13 protein-coding genes are annotated in these 17,036 nt (G+C 73.5%); 12 read left to right on the top strand and 1 reads right to left on the bottom strand.

The features are described from left to right. Window positions 1-185: 185 nt before the first annotated feature. From ACFYXE_RS36835 to ACFYXE_RS36780, 12 genes are all read left to right on the top strand, one after another. Window positions 186-1,244 carry a BMP family ABC transporter substrate-binding protein gene (locus ACFYXE_RS36835; protein WP_389320491.1) on the top strand — a complete coding sequence of 353 codons (1,059 nt, stop codon included), beginning with the start codon at window positions 186-188 and terminating at the stop codon, window positions 1,242-1,244. Further along, window positions 1,228-2,817: an ABC transporter ATP-binding protein gene (locus tag ACFYXE_RS36830; protein WP_389320488.1), complete on the top strand. Its 1,590-nt coding sequence runs from the start codon at window positions 1,228-1,230 to the stop codon at window positions 2,815-2,817. Before ACFYXE_RS36835 ends, ACFYXE_RS36830 begins: the two co-directional genes overlap by 17 nt. Window position 2,818: 1 nt before the next feature. Next, window positions 2,819-3,946: an ABC transporter permease gene (locus tag ACFYXE_RS36825; RefSeq protein WP_389320485.1), complete on the top strand. Its 1,128-nt coding sequence runs from the start codon at window positions 2,819-2,821 to the stop codon at window positions 3,944-3,946. After that, window positions 3,946-4,914, top strand: coding sequence for an ABC transporter permease (locus ACFYXE_RS36820; RefSeq protein ID WP_389320482.1), 969 nt, complete (start codon window positions 3,946-3,948; stop codon window positions 4,912-4,914). The genes ACFYXE_RS36825 and ACFYXE_RS36820 overlap by 1 nt, the downstream gene beginning before the upstream one ends. 2 nt (window positions 4,915-4,916) lie before the next feature. Then, entirely contained in the window at window positions 4,917-5,678 is a 762-nt protein-coding gene (locus ACFYXE_RS36815) for a purine-nucleoside phosphorylase (RefSeq protein ID WP_389320479.1), read from the top strand. Window positions 5,679-5,740: 62 nt separating this feature from the next. Next, window positions 5,741-7,096 (top strand): amidohydrolase, encoded by a 1,356-nt coding sequence (locus tag ACFYXE_RS36810; protein WP_389320476.1) that lies wholly within the window; start codon window positions 5,741-5,743, stop codon window positions 7,094-7,096. Further along, on the top strand, window positions 7,093-7,794 hold the full coding sequence (locus ACFYXE_RS36805) for a sulfite oxidase-like oxidoreductase (protein ID WP_389320473.1): 702 nt from the start codon (window positions 7,093-7,095) through the stop codon (window positions 7,792-7,794). The genes ACFYXE_RS36810 and ACFYXE_RS36805 overlap by 4 nt, the downstream gene beginning before the upstream one ends. Continuing rightward, on the top strand, window positions 7,787-8,569 hold the full coding sequence (locus tag ACFYXE_RS36800) for a ferredoxin reductase (RefSeq protein ID WP_389320470.1): 783 nt from the start codon (window positions 7,787-7,789) through the stop codon (window positions 8,567-8,569). Before ACFYXE_RS36805 ends, ACFYXE_RS36800 begins: the two co-directional genes overlap by 8 nt. Before the next feature lie 190 nt (window positions 8,570-8,759). Beyond that, window positions 8,760-9,431: a FadR/GntR family transcriptional regulator gene (locus tag ACFYXE_RS36795; protein WP_389320467.1), complete on the top strand. Its 672-nt coding sequence runs from the start codon at window positions 8,760-8,762 to the stop codon at window positions 9,429-9,431. 174 nt (window positions 9,432-9,605) lie between these two features. Further along, window positions 9,606-10,631: a PAC2 family protein gene (locus ACFYXE_RS36790; RefSeq protein ID WP_389320464.1), complete on the top strand. Its 1,026-nt coding sequence runs from the start codon at window positions 9,606-9,608 to the stop codon at window positions 10,629-10,631. A gap of 361 nt (window positions 10,632-10,992) precedes the next feature. Further along, complete coding sequence (locus tag ACFYXE_RS36785; protein ID WP_389320461.1) at window positions 10,993-12,750, top strand: S8 family peptidase; 1,758 nt, start codon at window positions 10,993-10,995, stop codon at window positions 12,748-12,750. Between the two features lie 80 nt (window positions 12,751-12,830). Then, window positions 12,831-13,610 carry a hypothetical protein gene (locus ACFYXE_RS36780; protein WP_389320458.1) on the top strand — a complete coding sequence of 260 codons (780 nt, stop codon included), beginning with the start codon at window positions 12,831-12,833 and terminating at the stop codon, window positions 13,608-13,610. 100 nt (window positions 13,611-13,710) lie between these two features. On the opposite strand, the gene ACFYXE_RS36775 is transcribed toward ACFYXE_RS36780, so the two are convergent. Next, the gene (locus tag ACFYXE_RS36775; RefSeq protein WP_389320455.1) at window positions 13,711-16,770 is read right to left on the bottom strand and encodes an NPCBM/NEW2 domain-containing protein; all 3,060 of its coding nucleotides are present in this window, start codon (window positions 16,768-16,770) and stop codon (window positions 13,711-13,713) included. Window positions 16,771-17,036: the final 266 nt, after the last annotated feature.

Here is a 17,036-nt window from a genome sequence, read left to right as displayed (position 1 = left end):
TCCGATCCACGGTGCGAGGAGGACAGCCATGGCCGCGAAAACCGGCGCGATGTGCTGCCCCGCCGTGTCCTGCGGCCGCCGAATGTGCCGCTGTCGCCGCTGTTCCTGCTGAGCGACACCGTTTCAGCACGTACGACCTCTCCTGTCACCGCCCGGCCCCCGGGCACCTCCATGAAGGCGATGCCATGTCCCTGCTGTCTCCGCGCACGCGCACGTCCCTGAGACTCACCGCCGCGACCGTCGGCGCCGTCCTGCTCGCCACCGGCTGCAACGCGGCGGCCAAGGACGGCGATTCGGGCGGTGGGGGCGGCGGCACGGCGTTCACCCTCGTCACGCCCGACCCCGTCGCCCAGAACGAGTTCCTCAAGCTGGCCGTGTCCGGCGTCAAGGCCGCGGCGAAGGCACACGGCGGTGCGCAGAAGGTCTTCCAGAGCAGCGACACCGACTCGCGCCAGCAGAACGTCGCCTCGGCGGTGGACGCCGCGCCCGACGTCGTCGCGCTGGTCGGCTTCGAGTTCGCGGACATCGTGGCGCAGCAGGCCGAGGCCCACCCCAAGCAGCAGTTCCTGCTGGTCGACGCGTGCACCAAGAAGACGTACAAGAACGTCACCTGCGCCGTCTTCCGGGAGCACGAGGCGGTCTACCTGGCGGGCGCCGAGGCGGGTCTGCTGACCAGGAGCAAGAAGGTCGGGTCCGTCGACGTGCTCGACACCCCGCAGTTCCGCCGCTACAGCGAACCCTTCGCGGCCGGTGCGAAGAAGGTGCGGCCGGGCGTCGGTGCGCGGACGCTGTTCGTGGGCGGCCAGTCGCCGTTCAACGACGCGGCGCGCGCCAAGGACCAGGCGGCGACCCTCGCATCGGGCGGCGCCGACCAGGTGATGGCCGCCGCGGCCGCCGGCAACACGGGTGTCTTCCAGGCCGCGGAGGCCAAGGACTTCCGGGCCTACGGCGTGGACGCCAACCAGTGCCTGACCAGCCCCGGTGTCGTCGTCGACAACGTCCTGAAGAAGACCGACGTGGCCGTGGAGAAGGGCATCGGGCAGATCCTGGACGGCAAGGGCGGCACCACCGTCTCGTACGGCCTCAAGGAGGGCGGCATGTCGCTGACCGGCCTGGAGCCGGGGCTCGCCGACTCGAAGTGCGTGATCGCCGAGCCCGCCCACGCGGACGTCCTGAAGCGCGTGAAGAAGCTGCGGGACGACATCGCGGCCGGAAAGCTGACCGTCGATGACCCCGCGGCCTGACACGGCGGCGGGGTCCGCCCCCGCCGTCGAACTGCGCGGCATCACCAAGGCGCTCCCCGGCACCCTGGCCAACGACCGGGTCGACCTGACCGTGCGGCGCGGCGAGATCCACGCCCTGATGGGTGAGAACGGCGCGGGCAAGTCGACGCTGATGTCCGTCCTGTACGGGCTGCTGCGGCCGGACGCCGGGCAGATCCTGCTCGATGGGCGCGAGGTGTCCTTCGCGAGCCCGAGCGAGGCGATCGCCGCGGGCCTTGGCATGGTGCACCAGAGCTTCAAGCTGTTCCCGTCCTTCACGGTCGCCGAGAACGTCGTGTACGCCGCCGAACCGCGCCGCTTCGGTCTCACGGACCGGGCGGCGGCGGTGCGGCGGGTGGCCGCGCTCGCCGCGGAGCACGGGCTGGCCGTCGACCCGGCGGCGAAGGTCGGCGACCTGCCGGTGGGCGTGCGCCAGCGCGTGGAGATCCTCAAGCTGCTCCACCGGGGCGCCCGCACGCTCATCCTCGACGAGCCGACCGCGGTGCTCACCCCCGCCGAGGCGGACGCCCTCTTCGGGGTGCTGCGCTCGCTCGCGGACGAGGGCCGCACGGTGCTGCTGGTCACGCACAAGCTGCGTGAGGTCATGGAGGGCAGCGACGCGGTGACCGTGCTGCGCGACGGGCGGGTCGCGGCCCGCCTGCGCACCGCCGACACCAGCGCGGACGGCATCGCGGCGGCCATGACGGGCCGCGCGGTGGAGCTGGACCGGATCCATCCGGCGGGCTCGCCGGGCGGTCCGGTCCTGACCGTGGAACATCTGGTCGCGGACGGGGTGCGCGACGTGTCGCTGACCGTCCGGGCCGGGGAGATCGTCGGCATCGCGGGCGTCGCGGGCAACGGCCAGTCCGAACTGGCCGAGGCCGTCGCGGGGTTGCGTCCCGCCACCGCGGGCCGGGTCACGCTCGCCGGACAGGACATCGGCCGCGCGTCGGCGGCCGGACGGCGCGCGGCGGGGCTCGCCTACGTCCCCGAGGACCGGACGGCGGTCGGCACGGCCCCGGCCGCGACGGTCGCGGAGAACCTCGCCATGGGGCACCACCGCGGCCACGGCCTGCTGCGGCCCGGCTGGCTCCGCGAGCACGCGCGCGACCTCGTCGAGCGCTTCGGCATCAAGGCGGCCTCGGCCGGGCACCCGGCGGGCTCGCTGTCCGGCGGCAACCTGCAGAAGCTCGTCATCGGCCGCGAACTGGCCCACGAGGCACCCCTGTTGATCGTCGAGCAGCCGACCCGCGGGGTCGACATCGGCGCCGTCCAGACGATCCACGACCACCTGATCGCGCACCGCGACGCGGGCCACGCGGTCCTGCTCGTCTCGGCCGAACTGAGCGAGATCCGCGGCCTGTCGGACCGCGTCCTCGTGATGTACGAGGGCGCCGTCGCCGCCGAGTTCACGCGGGAGCAGGCGGACGAGCACAGTCTGGGCCTGGCGATGGCGGGCGCGCACCCGCCGCACCCGCCGAATCCGGATCCGGCGCAGGCGCCCGCTCCCGTCCCCGCCCCCGTCCCCGCTCCGGTCGCCGAGGAGGCACCCTGACATGGCTGTCCAGAGTCTGTCCGACGGGCGCTCGCCGGTGGGGCGGGTGCTGCGGTCGCCCGCCCTGCACTCCGTCGTCGCCGCCGTGCTCGTCGGGGCACTGTTCCTCGTCGGGACCGGCGCCGACCCGCTCGGCGCCTACGGCTCCGTAATCGGCGGCGCGCTCGGGCCCGACGGGATCGGGTCCACGCTGACCACCGGGACCAGCATCCTGGGCCTCGCCGTCGCGCTCGCCGTGCCGATGCGGGCGGGCCTGTTGAACCTGGGCGGGGACGGGCAGTTGGTGCTCGGCGGGATCGCCGCCGCGGCCACCGGCCTGTACGTCCCGCTGCCCGCGCCGCTCGCCGTCGTCGCCGCGCTGCTCGCCGGGATGGCGGCGGGCGCCGGATACGCCGCGCTCGCCGCCGTGTGCCAGAACCGGTTCGGCGTGCCCCTGCTGGTGAGCAGCCTGCTGCTGAGCTACCCGGCGATGTCCTTCGCCTCCTACCTCGCACGCTTCCCGCTCAAGGAGGACGGGTCGAGCCTGCCGCAGACACGGCGGCTCCCGGAGGGGGTGGAGCTGCCCGCCTTCGGCACGTCGACGGTCACCGTGGGCCTGCTGCTGGTCGTGGCCGCCGCGGCCGTCTTCGTCTTCGCGGACGCCCGCACCGCCACCGGCTACGAGATCCGCATGACGGGGCTCAACCCCCGCTTCGCGGCGTACGCGGGCGTCGACCGGCCGCGCCTGACGCTGCGGCTGATGGCGCTGTCCGGCGCCGTCGCCGGGCTGGTCGGCGCGATCGGGGTGCTGAGCTTCCCGTACCGCTTCATCGACGGGTCGCTGACCGCCGCCGGGCACACCTGGACCGGTCTGACGGCGGCGCTCCTCGCCTCCGCCGCGCCCGTCGGCACCGCGCTCGCCGCGCTCTTCTTCGCCGCGCTCGACGTGGGCGGGCTCGCCATGGAGCGGACCACGGAGGTGCCGCGCGAGCTCACCCAGGTGCTCCAGGCCGTCGTCATCGTCTTCCTGGCCGCGCGCCTCCGGCTCGTATGGCGGCGCGCCGGGAAGGCCACGCCGACGGCGCCGGTCGCGGTGCGGGCACCGGCCGTGCATGCCGAGCAGTCCGTCCGTACCGAGGGGGACCTCTGATGTCCGTCGACTCCGCGCTGTTCCACTCCGCGCTCCTCGCCCTGACCCCGATCCTGCTCGCCGCGCTCGGCGGCGCGGTGTGCGAGCGGGCCGGCGTGTTCAACGTCGGCCTCGAAGGCATGATGCTCATCGGCTGCTTCAGCGCGGTCGCGGGCAGCTGGTTCACCGGCAGCGCCTGGCTCGGTGTCCTGTTCGCGGCCCTGTCCTCCGCCGCGTACGCGATGATCCTCGCCGTGGGGACCATCAGCCTGCGAGGAGACGCCGTCGTCCTCGGCGTTGCGCTCAACCTCCTCGCGGTGGGCCTGACCGGGTTCCTGCTGCGCACCGTCTTCGGCGTGCAGGGCACCTTCTCCGACCCGGATCTCGCGGGCCTGGGCGGTGTCGACCTGCCGGGCCTGGCCGCGGTCCCGTTCGTCGGGCCTGTGCTGTCCGGGCACTCGCCGCTCGTGTACGTGTCGTGGGCCGCGGTCGCCGTCGCGGCGGTGTTCCTCGCGCGTCACCCGTGGGGGCTGCGGCTGCGCGGGGTCGGCGAGGCGCCCGACGCGGCGGCGACGCTCGGGGTGAGCCCGGCCAGGTACCAGTACGCCGCCGTGCTCACGGGCGGGCTGCTCTGCGGTCTCGCGGGCGCCCAGCTCGCCCTCGGCAACGTCACGCTGTTCTCGGAGAACATGACGGCGGGGCGCGGCTGGATCGCCGTGGTCGCCGTGATGCTCGGCCGGGCGCTGCCGCTCGGGGTGCTGCTCGCCGGGCTGCTGTTCGGCGTCGCGGAGGCGGTCGGTTTCCGGCTGCAGGGCAACGGCCTGCCGCAGCAGGCGACCGACGCCGCCCCCTACGTGGTGACCCTGGTCGCCCTCTTCGTCTCCACCGCCCGGCGCAGGCGCCGCCGCAGGCCGTCGCCCCCGTCCACGCCCTCGTCCCCTCCCCCGGCCGCACCCGCGCCCCCGTCCACGCCCCTGGTAGGAGCCTGATCATGACGTCGCTCTCCGACGCGCTGCCCATCACCCGCGTCCCCCGCACCGGACTGCCCCCGCAGGCGGTCGTCGTCGGCGACCCGGGCCGGGCGGCGGCCGTCGCCGACCTGCTGACCGACGCCGAGGAGGTGTCGTACCACCGCGAATACCGGACGTTCACCGGCAGCTGGCAGGGCACGCCCGTCGTCGTCGCCTCGCACGGCGTCGGCGCACCCGGCGCGATCCTCCTCTTCCAGGAGCTCGCCGAGGCGGGCGTCCACACGTTCCTGCGGCTCGGCACGGCGGGCGCGATCCGCCCCGGCATCCGCGACGGCGACCTGGTCGTCGCGGACGCGGCGGTGCGCGACGACGGCGTCACCCAGCAGCTGATCCCCGCCGAGTACCCGGCCTTCTCGGCCCCCGAGGCGGTGCTCGCGCTGCAGCGCGCGGCGCGGGCGGCCAGCGCGCCGTACCACCGCGGTGTGGTGTGGACGCGGGCCGCCTTCCAGCCGGGCTTCCTGCCGCTGCCCGGCGAGGCGTACGCGGCCGCCGGGATCGCCGCGATCGAGATGGAGCTCTCGGCGCTGCTCGTCTTCGCCGCCACGCACGGCCTGACGGCCGGCGGCGCGCTGGTCGTGGACGGCGCGAACGCCGACGAGCTGGTCGACGAGGAGGCGACCGGCGGCTACGACCCGCACCGGAACGTGGTCGCCGAAGGGGTCGACCGGGGCGCCCGGATAGCCTTGGACGCGCTGCGCCTGCTGGCCTCCACCGAGCGCTGACCGCACGCAGGACGACCGTGGACACCCCACGAGAACCATGGCGACCAGGGAGAACGGAACCGATGCACCCCACTGACCTGCCGGCCCAGGACCGCGGCGGCGCCATAGACCTGCTGGTGCACGGCGGCGAGGTGCTGACCGTCGACGCGGCGGGCACCGTCGTGCCGGACGGCGCCGTCGCCGTGCGCGGGGGCCGCGTCGTGGAGGTGGGGCCCGCCGACCGGCTGCGCGACGCGTACGAGGCGGCCGAGGAGATCGACGCGCGCGGCTGCCTCGTGCTGCCGGGCCTGATCAACACGCACACCCACCTCGCGATGACGCTGCTGCGGGGCATCGCCGACGACCTCACGCTGCAGGGCTTCCTGGCCCGCGTCATCCCCCGCGAGGCCGCGCTGCTCTCCCCGGAGACGGTGTCGGCCGGGCTCCGGGGCGCCATCGCCGAGTCGGTGCGCGGCGGGGTCACCACGGCCCTGGACATGTACTGGTTCCACGAGGCCGCCGAGGCCGCGGCCCGTGCGGCCGGGTGGCGGCTGCTGACCGGGCCGACCTTCATGGACGTGCCGGAACCGCCGGACGGCCGCCCCTACGCGGAGCGGCTCGGCTGGGCGGCGGACGACCTCAAGGGCCGTACGCCGGTGCCGGGCGGCCGCCCCGTCCTCTTCGCGCACTCCGCGTACACCCTGGTCCCCGAGCAGCTCACGGCGATCACCGCGCTCGCCAGGGAGCACGGCGCGCTGCTGCACATCCACGCGGCCGAGAACGCGGGCGAGGTGGCCATGGTCACCGAGCAGCACGGCATGCGTCCGGTCGAGCTCCTCGACGCGCTCGGCGTCCTCGGCCCCGACACGCTGCTCGCGCACGCCGTCGACCTGACCGACGCGGAGATCGCGACGCTGGCCCGCACGGGCACGTCCGTCGCCCACTGCCCGGTGTCGAACCTGAAGCTGGGCTGCGGCATCGCCCGGGTGCCCGACCTGCTCGACGCGGGCGTCACCGTCGGCCTCGGCACGGACGGCGCTGTGAGCTCCAACACACTGGACCTGCTGGGCGCGGTCAAGGTCGCGGCCCTCGTGCACAAGGCGGGCGGCGACCCCACTGCGGTCGGCGCCGAGCAGGCCGTGCGGATGGCTACCATCGAATCGGCGCGTGCGCTCGGCCTCGGCGACCAGCTGGGCTCGCTGGAGGCGGGCAAGCGCGCGGACCTGATCGTCCTCGATCTGGCGGCGCCGCACCTCACGCCCCGGCACGACCCGTGGTCCACCCTCGCGTACGCGGCTGCGGCCGCCGACGTCCGGGACACCGTGGTCGACGGCCGCGTCCTGATGCGCGACCGGGCCCTGCTCACCCTCGACGAGCAGGCCGTCCTGCGGGAGCTGAGCAGCGCGGCGACGGCCCACGAAAAGGCGAACACCGTATGACCCAGAGCACCGACACGACCCCGAACACCGCGTACGAACCGAGCACCGCGCACGGACCGGACACCGCGTACGAACCGGGCACCGCCCACGAACCGACCCGCGGCTTCACCGGCCGCGCCCGCGCCGCCGACCGCGACCCGCGGCTGCCTCCCGGACAGTACGACGCGGGCGACGGCTGGCCCGTGCTGTCCGCGGAGGTGACCCCGCGCCTCGCGGCGGCCGACTGGACGTTCCGCGTCGACGGCCTGGTCGCGGCCCCGCGCACCTGGAACTGGGACGAGGCACACGCGCTGCCCGCCGCCGAGTACCGGGGCGACATCCACTGCGTGACGAGCTGGTCCAAGTTCGGGGTGCGCTTCGGCGGGGTGAGCCTGGACACCTTCCTGGCCGCCGCCCGCCCGCTGGACACGGCGACGCACGTCATCGCGTACTCCCACACCGGCTACACCACGAACCTCCCGCTGGCCGACGTGACCGGCGGCAGGGCGTGGATCGTCTGGGAGTACGGCGACGAGCCGCTGCCCGCCGAGCACGGCGGCCCGGCCCGGCTGATCGTCCCCCACCTGTACTTCTGGAAGAGCGCCAAGTGGGTCGCGGGGCTGCGCCTGACCGACCGCGACGAGCCGGGCTTCTGGGAGCAGAACGGCTACCACCACCGGGGCGACCCGTGGGCCGAGGAGCGTTACGCCGGTGACTGAGACCCCCACCCCTGCCTCCGCCCCCGCACGGGCCGCGGGCGGCTTCGTGCCGCCGACGGCGTTCGCCGTGCCCGGCCGCATCGCGGTGAGCAACCGCGCCGCCGCCGTGTGGCAGCGCGCGACCGTCCTGGAGATCCGCAGGGAGACCCCGGCCGCCTCGACGTTCCGGCTGAAGGTGCCCGAGTGGCAGGGGCACCTGCCGGGCCAGCACCTGATGCTGCGGCTCACCGCCGAGGACGGCTACGTCGCCCAGCGGCACTACTCGATCGCCTCCGCGCCCGACGGCAGCGGCGAGATCGAACTGACCCTCGACCACGTGCCGGGCGGCGAGGTGTCGGGGCACCTGCACGCCGTGGCGCGCGTCGGCGACACGGTCGAGGTGCGCGGGCCGCTGTCCGGCTTCTTCGCGTGGCCGGGCGACCGTCCCGCGCTGCTGCTCGGGGCGGGCTCGGGCGTGGTGCCGCTGATGTCGATGGTGCGCCACCACCGCCTCGCGGGGCTCGACCTGCCGCTGCGCCTGATCGTCTCGGCACGCACGCCCGAGGACCTGATCTACGCGCGCGAGTACGCGGACGAGACCACCGTCGTCCTCACCCGCTCCGAGGGCCGGCTCGGCGCCGCCCACCTGGCGCCCTTCCTCGACCCCGCGGGACGGCCCGACGGCGGCTGGGAGGCGTACATCTGCGGGTCCAACGGATTCGCCGAGCACGCCTCGCGACTGCTCGTCGACGGCGGCCAGCCGGTGGACCGCATCCGGATCGAACGCTTCGGCTGACCGGCCGTCGCCGCTTCGGCTGACCGGCCGTCGCCGCTTCGGCTGCCGGGTAGCCGGGGATGACGCGCCTGTCCCCGAAGAATGATGGGCGGTTCCCCGCACTACCTGCGGGGCAGCCGCGCACCGGTCCATAATCGCCTGATACATCGGATGTCTTTTTGACTCTTTTGACTGTTGAGGCGAGGTCCCCATGGCTGTCACCGACGAGGCCATCGAGAAGATCAAGGGCATGATCGTCTCAGGCGCGCTGCGCCCCGGCGACCGGCTGCCGAAGGAGAGCGAACTCGCCGCCGAACTGGGCCTTTCGCGCAACTCGCTGCGCGAGGCGGTGCGCGCCCTCGCACTCATCCGCATCCTCGACGTGCGCCAGGGCGACGGCACGTACGTGACCAGCCTGGACCCGCAACTCCTCCTGGAGGCGCTCAGTTTCGTCGTCGACTTCCACCGCGACGACACGGTCCTGGAGTTCCTCGCGGTGCGCCGCATCCTGGAACCGGCCGCCACGGCGATGGCCTGCGCCCACATCTCGGACGCCGAACTGGACGCCCTGAGCGAGCAGTTGGACGCCCTGGGCGCCGAGCCCTCGGTGGAGGAGCTGGTCGCCAGCGATCTGGAGTTCCACCGCGGGATCGTCCAGTCGGCCGGGAACTCCGTCCTGTGCTCCCTGCTCGACGGCCTCTCCGGACCCACCACCCGGGCCCGCGTCTGGCGCGGCCTCACCCAGGAGGACGCGGTCAGCCGCACCCTGCACGAGCACCGGGCGATCCTCACCGCGCTGCGCGCCCGTGACGCCGAGGCGGCCAGGTCATGGGCGACCGTGCACATCGCGAGCGTCGAGCAGTGGCTGCGCACGACGCTGTGAGACCGTCCGGCTGCGCTGGGTGAACACCTCGCTCCGCCCGGCGCGAACCCGCCGTTTCCCGGGCCCTGACGTGGGCAGTGATCACGCACTCCCCCACGCAAGGGGGCTGCGGACGGACCCTGCCGACGCCGTAAGGTTGGGGCGTACGCAAGGGAACGTCGGAAGGAGGCCTGGGTGATCGAGCTCGAGGGGGTACCCGAGCTGGTCGACCCGGTCATGGTGGCCGCGTTCGAGGGCTGGAACGACGCCGGCGACGCCGCCTCCACCGCGGTCGCGCATCTCGACAAGGAGTGGAAGGGCGAGGTGTTCGCGGCGCTGGACGCCGAGGACTACTACGACTTCCAGGTGAACCGCCCGACGGTGTGGCTCGACGGCGGGGTGCGCAAGATCACCTGGCCGACGACCCGGCTCTCGGTGGTCCGCGTCGGCGGCGACAAGCCGCGCGACCTGGTCCTGGTGCGGGGCATCGAGCCGTCCATGCGCTGGCGGTCGTTCTGCAACGAGATCCTGGGCTTCGCGCACGAGCTGGGCGTGGAGTTGGTGGTGATCATGGGGGCGCTGCTCGGCGACACCCCGCACACCCGCCCCGTCCCGGTCAGCGGCGTGACGTCCGACCCCGACCTGGCGCGCACGATGGATCTGGAGGAGACCAAGTACGAGGGCCCCACGGGCATCGTCGGCATCCTCCAGGAGGCGTGCACGCACGCGGGCGTCCCCGCCGTCAGCCTCTGGGCGGCCGTCCCGCACTACGTCTCGCAGCCGCCCAACCCCAAGGCCACGCTGGCCCTCCTGAACCGCCTGGAGGACCTGATCGACCTGCGGATCCCGCTGGGCGAGCTGGCCGAGGACGCGCGCGCCTGGCAGGTGGGCGTGGACCAGCTCGCGGCCGAGGACAGCGAGGTCGCGGAGTACGTCCAGTCGCTGGAGGAGGCCCGGGACACCGCCGAGCTCCCCGAGGCGTCGGGCGAGGCCATCGCCCGCGAGTTCGAGCGCTATCTGCGGCGCAGGGACGGCGGCGAGGGGGCCGCGTACCTGCGGGACACCCCCAGCGACCGCACCCGGCCGCCGAAGCCGAAGCCGACCCAGCGCCCCGGCCAGGCCGCCGAGAGCGACAACGGCACCAACGACGGCGGCGACGGCACCGGGAGCAGCGAGGACTCCGGCCCCTCCGACACGCCGTCGGACACCTCGGACGACTGACCCGACCTCCCGGGCCACCGAGGCCCGGCCCGCATCAGTGGGGCGGCACACACGAGGGTGCCGCCCCACTGACGTGTCCCCGCCCTGCCCCTGCGGCATCCCCGGTGCCGTCCCACCGCGCAGCCCCAGGACGCCGCCCGCACCCCAGCACACGCAGGCGTCTCGTACACCTTTGGCGTGTTGAGGGCGTGACATCGCCTTCCAGCCGAATTGCCCGGGGTTCCCGCTTCAACTTCCTTTCAAACACTGCGGTGCGAAAGGGGGTGGACGTGCCGCCCGGCCCGTAGCAGGGTGTGCCCCGAAGACCTGACCCCAGCGCACGGCACGGCACCCCCGAAGCACGGAAGGGAGCGGTGAAGCGATGACCGAGCAGGCAGACCCGGCACGGGACCCAGGAGCCGGCGGACCGGGACCCGATTCCACGGGATTCGCGTACGAAGGAGCCGAGCAGGAGCTGATCCTCGTCGCCCGGCCCGAGGCCCGGCTGCGCGCCGAGGAGCGGGACGTCCGCTCGGCCTCCGGCACCGACGTGTCCGCCCTGAACATGTTCCTCACCGACGAACAGCTCTCCCTGGAGCCGCTGTTCGGCAACGAGGAGCGGCTGCGCGCCGCAGCGCCGCCCGCCGCGGGCGAGGACGACGTGCCCGACCTCGCGCTCTTCTACCGCGTCCGGGGCGGCGACGACCGCGCGGAGGAGCTGCGCGCGCGGATGGCGGCGCTGCCCGGCATCGACACGGCGTACGTCAAGCCGGGCGCCGTCCCGGCCTCCCTCGACTCCTCGACGGCCCGGCCCCACGACCTCGACGACACCGCCGGGCGCCGCAAGGAGGGCATGCCCGTCACGCCCGACTTCATCAGCAGGCAGGGCTACTTGAAGCCGGCGCCCGAGGGCATCGACGCCGGGTGGGCCTGGCAGCGGCTCGGCGGCTCCGGCGACGGCGTCACCGTCATCGACGTCGAGGGCGCCTGGCAGCTGCGCCACGAGGACCTGTCCGCGAAGCTCGCGGGCGTCGTCGTCGGCACGCCCATCGAGGACCTGTCCTGGCGCAACCACGGCACCGCGGTGATCGGCGTCATCGGCGGCGACCGCAACACCCTCGGCATCACCGGCATCGTGCCGCAGGCCGTCACGGCGGTCGCCTCCTTCCAGCCGCTGGGCACGGCCGCCACCATCCACGCGGCGGCCGAGCGGCTGGGCGCCGGTGACATCATCCTGCTCGAACTGCACCGCCCCGGCCCGCAGTTCGACTTCGAGGAACGAGCCGACCAGCGTGGCTACATCGCCATCGAGTGGTGGCCCGACGACTACGCCGCGGTGCGGTACGCCACGGCGAAGGGCATCCTCGTCGTGGGCGCGGCGGGCAACGGCGCCGAATCCCTGGACGACGCGGTCTACGAGCGGCGCCCGGACGGCTTCCCGTCCTCGTGGCGCAACCCCTTCAACCCCGCCCACCGTTCCTCCGGCGCGGTCCTGGTCGGCGCGGGCGCACCGCCGCCCGGCACGCACGGCCGCGACCACGGCCCGGACCGCTCACGCCTGGCGTTCTCCAACTACGGCGCCCGGGTGGACGCCCAGGGATGGGGCCGCGAGACCACCACGACCGGCGGCGCCTGGGACCGGCCCGGCGATCTGCAGGGCGGCTCCGACGAGATCGCCTGGTACACGGACACGTTCTCCGGCACGTCCTCCGCGTCGCCGATCGTCGTCGGCGCGCTGGCCGCGTTGCAGGGCATGCTCAAGGCGGCGGGCCGTCGGCCGATGACCCCGGACCAGGCCCGTGACGTGCTGCGCGCGACGGGCTCGCCGCAGCAGGACGCGCCGGGCAGGCCCGCGTCGCAGCGGATCGGCAACCGCCCCGACATCAAGGGGGCGGTCACGAACCTGCTGCCGTCGGCGGTGGGTTCGGGACAGGCCGAGCGGTACTGGGACGAGCTGCTCCCCTACCCGCCCGAACTTCCGCCGCGGCTGCGGCTGTTCGTGGCCGGCGGGTGGCGCACCCTCGAACACCCCTCGCCCGAGACACGGCAGGCGGTGCACGCCGCCTTCGCCGGGGGCCGGCCGGACGTGCGCGTCTGGTTCACGGACGACGAGATCGTCGGCCTGGTCGTCACGGGCTGAGCCACCCCGGACACCCCGCACCGTCGCACCACTCCAGCACTGCTGAAGGACCACAACCGTTGAGGGAAGGTGGCACCCGCATGAACACCACCCCGCAGATGAGTCAGCTGGGCCGGCACCAAGGACAGCAGTACGGCGGCCCGCAGCAACAGGGCCGGCAGCAGAGCCCGAGCACGGCCCCGCCGCAGCAGCTCCCGCAGGAGACGCAGGGCCAGCAGGGCATGCAGGGCCAGCAGCAGTACCAGCAACAGCCCTTCGGCCAGCAGGCGTACGGCCAGTCGTACGGACAGTCGTACGACCCCCAGCAAGGCATGCAGGGCGTGCAGTCCCAGCACACCATGCCCGGTCAACAGGGCATGCAGGGACAGCAGGGCATGGGACAGCAGGGCCAGCAAGGCATGGGCCAGCCGGGCTTCGGCCAACAGAGCGCCGGACAACCGGGCATCGGCCAACAGAGTCAGCAAGGCCAGCAAGGCCAGCAGCCGCATCTCCCGCCGCACCTGCGGCAGCAGCTCCAGCAGCTGGGCCGGCAGCAGCCGTTCCAGCAGTTGCTCCAGCAGTTCGGCCCGGAGCAGCAGGCAGGACAGGAGCAGCAGATCCCGCAGGCGCAGGCGCCGGAGATCTCCACCCGGGCGCTCGCGTCCAACATCGCGACGGCCTTCTGGGACGTCGTCCAGCCGCTCCCCGGCCAGGCCTCGATCCTGTACCTGCAAGTGGACGAGGACTGGCGGGCGTTCGTCAATCCCGACCCGCGGACCCGCGACGAGGTCCAGGAGGCCTTCGCCTTCGGGCAGCAGGTGATCGGGTACTACGACAGCGCCAACCCGGACTATCTGCTGGCCATCGTGGTCGCCAAGTAGTCCGTACGGTCCGCGCGGGCGCCGAGCGCCCTGCGTGAACGGACGGCGGCGCCGGGCGGAGAGACCTCCCCGCCCGGCGCCGCTCCCTGCCGGGGCCCGCTCAGGCGCAACTGAACCGGGCCGCCGCCCAGTCCGCGTGGTCCCCGCTCTTGGAGCCGTTGGTGTCGGTGGCCTTCAGCTCCACGTGCCGGGCGCCGCGCACGTCGACGTCGACCGGGACGGTCGCCGACGCGCCCGTCACCTTCGGCGAGGTCCACAGCGTCCTGCCGTCGGCCTCGACCGAGAAGGCCACCTCTCCGTAGCCGTTGATCTCGTCGTCGATGCCGACGTCCGCGGTGAACCTCGTGCAGCGGCCGCCCGGATAGACCTCGATGACGGAGTCGGCGTGCGTGCCGATCCCCTTCTCGTAGGTCGTGCCCGCGAGGGTGAGCGGGTGTCCGTCGGCAGCGCCCGACTCGCCGTTGCTGCGGTCGCGTTCGGCGGGGCCGTAGCCGTTGGTGGACTTCAGCCACACCATGTCGCTCGCCCAGGTGTCCTTGCCGGGTGCCTCGGGCATCACGCCGAGCGCGAGGCGGCCGGTGGCGGTGCGGTCCTGGCCCGCCGAACGGTAGCGGGCGCGCGCGCCGAGCGTCCGCTCGCCGGGGTCGGCCCCCTTGGCCGGGGTGACGGCCAGTTCGACGCGGCGGGTGGTGCCCGCCGGGATCCGGCCGACCTTCGCGTGGTCGACGGTCCAGCCCTTCGGCGCGTCGAGCGCGACGTCGACGCCGGTGGCGTCCTCGGTGCCCGCCGTGATGTCGACGGCGACCTTGCCCGGCGTGCCCGCGCCGAGCTCCTGGCCCGCGGGGGCGGTCACGGCCGCGGTCGCGCCGGGCCGGGCGCCGCCGACGGCGCTGGTGTCGTCGAGCGTCAGCTCGAAGGCGCGGTCGGTCCGCCGCGCGGGCGTCTTCACCCGCACGACGCCGCCCCGGTCGTCCCGGTCGTAGAACCAGCCCTGCCCGGCCTTCTCGTACGCGCTCTTCGAGGTGAGCCGCGGCAGCCGCTTCCCGTCGAGCCCGACCCGGCTCGGCGCGTCCCCGGTGTGCAGGGTGAACGCGTAGGGCCGCGCCGACTGCTTGCCGTCGAAGGAGCCCTTGCTCGCGCCGATCCGCACGCGCACGTCGCCCGCCCCGGAGCGCGGTGCCCGCACCTCGGCGCGCTGCGTGGCGTACTTCCCCGCACGGTGCTCGCGGGTCACACCGTCGTCCTCGTACAGCTCGAAGGAGGACGTGCCCTGCGGGTAGATGTCCCAGGCCAGCGGGGAGTCGGCCCTCCGGTCCTCGTGGGAGCGGATGCCGCCGGGCCACCGGGGCACGGTGGCGCCGCCCTTCACGAACAGGGGCAGGGTGTCCAGGGGTGCGCTGTAGCCGTCGACGGTGGTCGGGCCCTGGTAGGTGCGTCCGGTCCAGTAGTCGGTCCAGGTGCCCTGGGGCAGGTAGATGCCGTCGCGGGTGGTGGTGTCCCGGTAGACGGGCGCGACGAGGAAGTCCTCGCCGGTCAGGAACTCGTACTTGGCGGCGTCGGTCGCGGCCTTGGGGTCATGGGGGTACTCCAGGGCCAGCGGGCGGACGGCGCCCACCCCGGTCTTCGTCGCCTCGTGGCCGTACGAGTACAGGTAGGGCAGGAGCGACTCGTGCAGCTTCAGGTACCTGCGGTTGATGGAGGTGTACGGCTCGCCCTGGCGGAAGGGCTGCTTGTCGCTGGCAGCCCAGCCGTCCATCGTCATCGTGACCGGCAGGAACATCTTCCACTGCAGATCGCGTACGTACGTCTTGGGGCTGCCGCCGAAGATGCCGTCGACGTCACCGGTGGTGTACGCCATGCCGGACATGGTGGACCCGGCGTACGTCGGGATCTGCCAGCGGATGTACTCCCAGCTGCCGCTCTGGTCGCCGGACCACTGCACGCCGCAGCGCTGGGCGCCCGACCAGCTCTCCGGGGCCCAGGTGAAGCCGCGCGCGTCACTGTTGTCCTCGATGCCCCGGTAGGCGTCCTTGCAGCCGTCGAGGGCCTTCTTGTAGCCGTCGCCGACCCAGGCGACGTCGAGCTTGGCGACGCGCTGGCCCGCCTTGACCTGGTCGGCGATCTTCTCCAGGCCGTCCTCGGTCCACAGGCCCATCTTCATCTTGCGTTCGGCCAGGCCCTTGGACGTCTCGGCGAGGTTCTCGTAGCCGCAGCCGTAGCCGTCGTTGACGAGCATCCAGCCGTTGGGCATGTCGTTCTCGACGTAGCCGTCGGCGACCTTCAGGGAGTCGAGGGTGTGGCGCTCGCCGCGGTTGGCGTTGTGCAGGTAGCAGTCGGCGTCACCGATCTCCATGCCGTAGACCGGCGGCAGGAAGGGCTTGCCGGTGAGCTTCGTGTACTGCCCGATGACGTCCTTGGCCGCGTCGTCGCCGCGGCCGGCGAAGTAGTAGGCGTCGAAACGCTGTTCCTTCGCGGTGGCGGTCACCGGTTCGGCGAAGTCGTAGGTGTTGGGCGCGTAGGTGTTGCGGAAGACGCCGTAGCCCTGGGAGGAGAGGTAGAAGGGCACGGAGTTGGGGTGCCCGCCGTCGTCCCAGTCGTAGTCGACGCTCACCTCGACCTTCTTGCCGCGGTGCGAGGTGTTGCCGCGGCCGTTCTGCATCCCCGCGCCGTAGAACTGCTCGTCGGCGCCGCGCGCCAGGCTCTGCGTCGTGGCGTCCTTGGTCCAGGACAGGCCCTCGGTCTCGGCCCAGAGGCGGCTGCCGTCGGCGCGGTACAGGGCGAAGCGGAGCGGCGACTTGTAGGCGCGGAGCGTCACCTTGGAGGTGCTGAGCTCGTAGCGGTCGCCCTTGTCCGCCCAGCGGGTGCGGGGCGGGTCGCCCTGCGGCAGGACGATGTCCTTGCCGACCGGGTCGGTGAACGTGCCGTCGGGGGCCAGTTCGAGCCGGAAGGTGTCCGCCGAAACGAAACTGACGCGGGCCGCGGCCTTCCCCGCGGCGAGCCGGTAGACGGCCCCGTCGGCGTCGAAGCCGGTGACGTCACCGACGGTGGTCGCGGACTCGCCGGCGGCCTGCGCGGCCCCGCCACCGGGCCCCGCGAACACCGCGAGAAGACCCAGAAGCGCGGCCGCGGCCGCCGATCTGAAGCGCGTGGGAGATCTCATGGCGGAGGTCTAGCGCCTCAACGGGCCCCGGGGCCATGGACTTTGCGATCCCCCACCTGGATTTCCGAAGAAGCACCCCCACGCGAGCCGCACGCAAAAACGGACCGCACACCCCCCAGCCCGTCCGGCGCTTGAGAACGAGCCCGGAGGGCGATCGACCCGCACGCAAAAACCGACCGCACCCCCCCAACCCGTCCGGCGTTTGGGGACGAGCCCGCAGGGCGATCAACCCGCACCCAAAAACCGACCGCACCCCCCCAACCCGT

Source organism: Streptomyces sp. NPDC002564 (assembly GCF_042889645.1).
Classification (GTDB): domain Bacteria; phylum Actinomycetota; class Actinomycetes; order Streptomycetales; family Streptomycetaceae; genus Streptomyces.
This window is presented reverse-complemented; position numbering and strand designations above follow the sequence as displayed.

What these genes read in the sequence shown, in the direction of transcription:
- ACFYXE_RS36835 (WP_389320491.1), top strand. Translation starts at nt 186, where the DNA reads ATGTCCCTGCTGTCTCCGCGCACGCGCACGTCCCTGAGACTCACCGCC.
- ACFYXE_RS36785 (WP_389320461.1), top strand. Translation starts at nt 10,993, where the DNA reads ATGACCGAGCAGGCAGACCCGGCACGGGACCCAGGAGCCGGCGGACCG.
- ACFYXE_RS36810 (WP_389320476.1), top strand. Translation starts at nt 5,741, where the DNA reads ATGCACCCCACTGACCTGCCGGCCCAGGACCGCGGCGGCGCCATAGAC.
- ACFYXE_RS36775 (WP_389320455.1), bottom strand. Translation starts at nt 16,770, where the DNA reads ATGAGATCTCCCACGCGCTTCAGATCGGCGGCCGCGGCCGCGCTTCTG.
- ACFYXE_RS36825 (WP_389320485.1), top strand. Translation starts at nt 2,819, where the DNA reads ATGGCTGTCCAGAGTCTGTCCGACGGGCGCTCGCCGGTGGGGCGGGTG.
- ACFYXE_RS36795 (WP_389320467.1), top strand. Translation starts at nt 8,760, where the DNA reads ATGGCTGTCACCGACGAGGCCATCGAGAAGATCAAGGGCATGATCGTC.
- ACFYXE_RS36805 (WP_389320473.1), top strand. Translation starts at nt 7,093, where the DNA reads ATGACCCAGAGCACCGACACGACCCCGAACACCGCGTACGAACCGAGC.
- ACFYXE_RS36830 (WP_389320488.1), top strand. Translation starts at nt 1,228, where the DNA reads ATGACCCCGCGGCCTGACACGGCGGCGGGGTCCGCCCCCGCCGTCGAA.
- ACFYXE_RS36820 (WP_389320482.1), top strand. Translation starts at nt 3,946, where the DNA reads ATGTCCGTCGACTCCGCGCTGTTCCACTCCGCGCTCCTCGCCCTGACC.
- ACFYXE_RS36815 (WP_389320479.1), top strand. Translation starts at nt 4,917, where the DNA reads ATGACGTCGCTCTCCGACGCGCTGCCCATCACCCGCGTCCCCCGCACC.
- ACFYXE_RS36780 (WP_389320458.1), top strand. Translation starts at nt 12,831, where the DNA reads ATGAACACCACCCCGCAGATGAGTCAGCTGGGCCGGCACCAAGGACAG.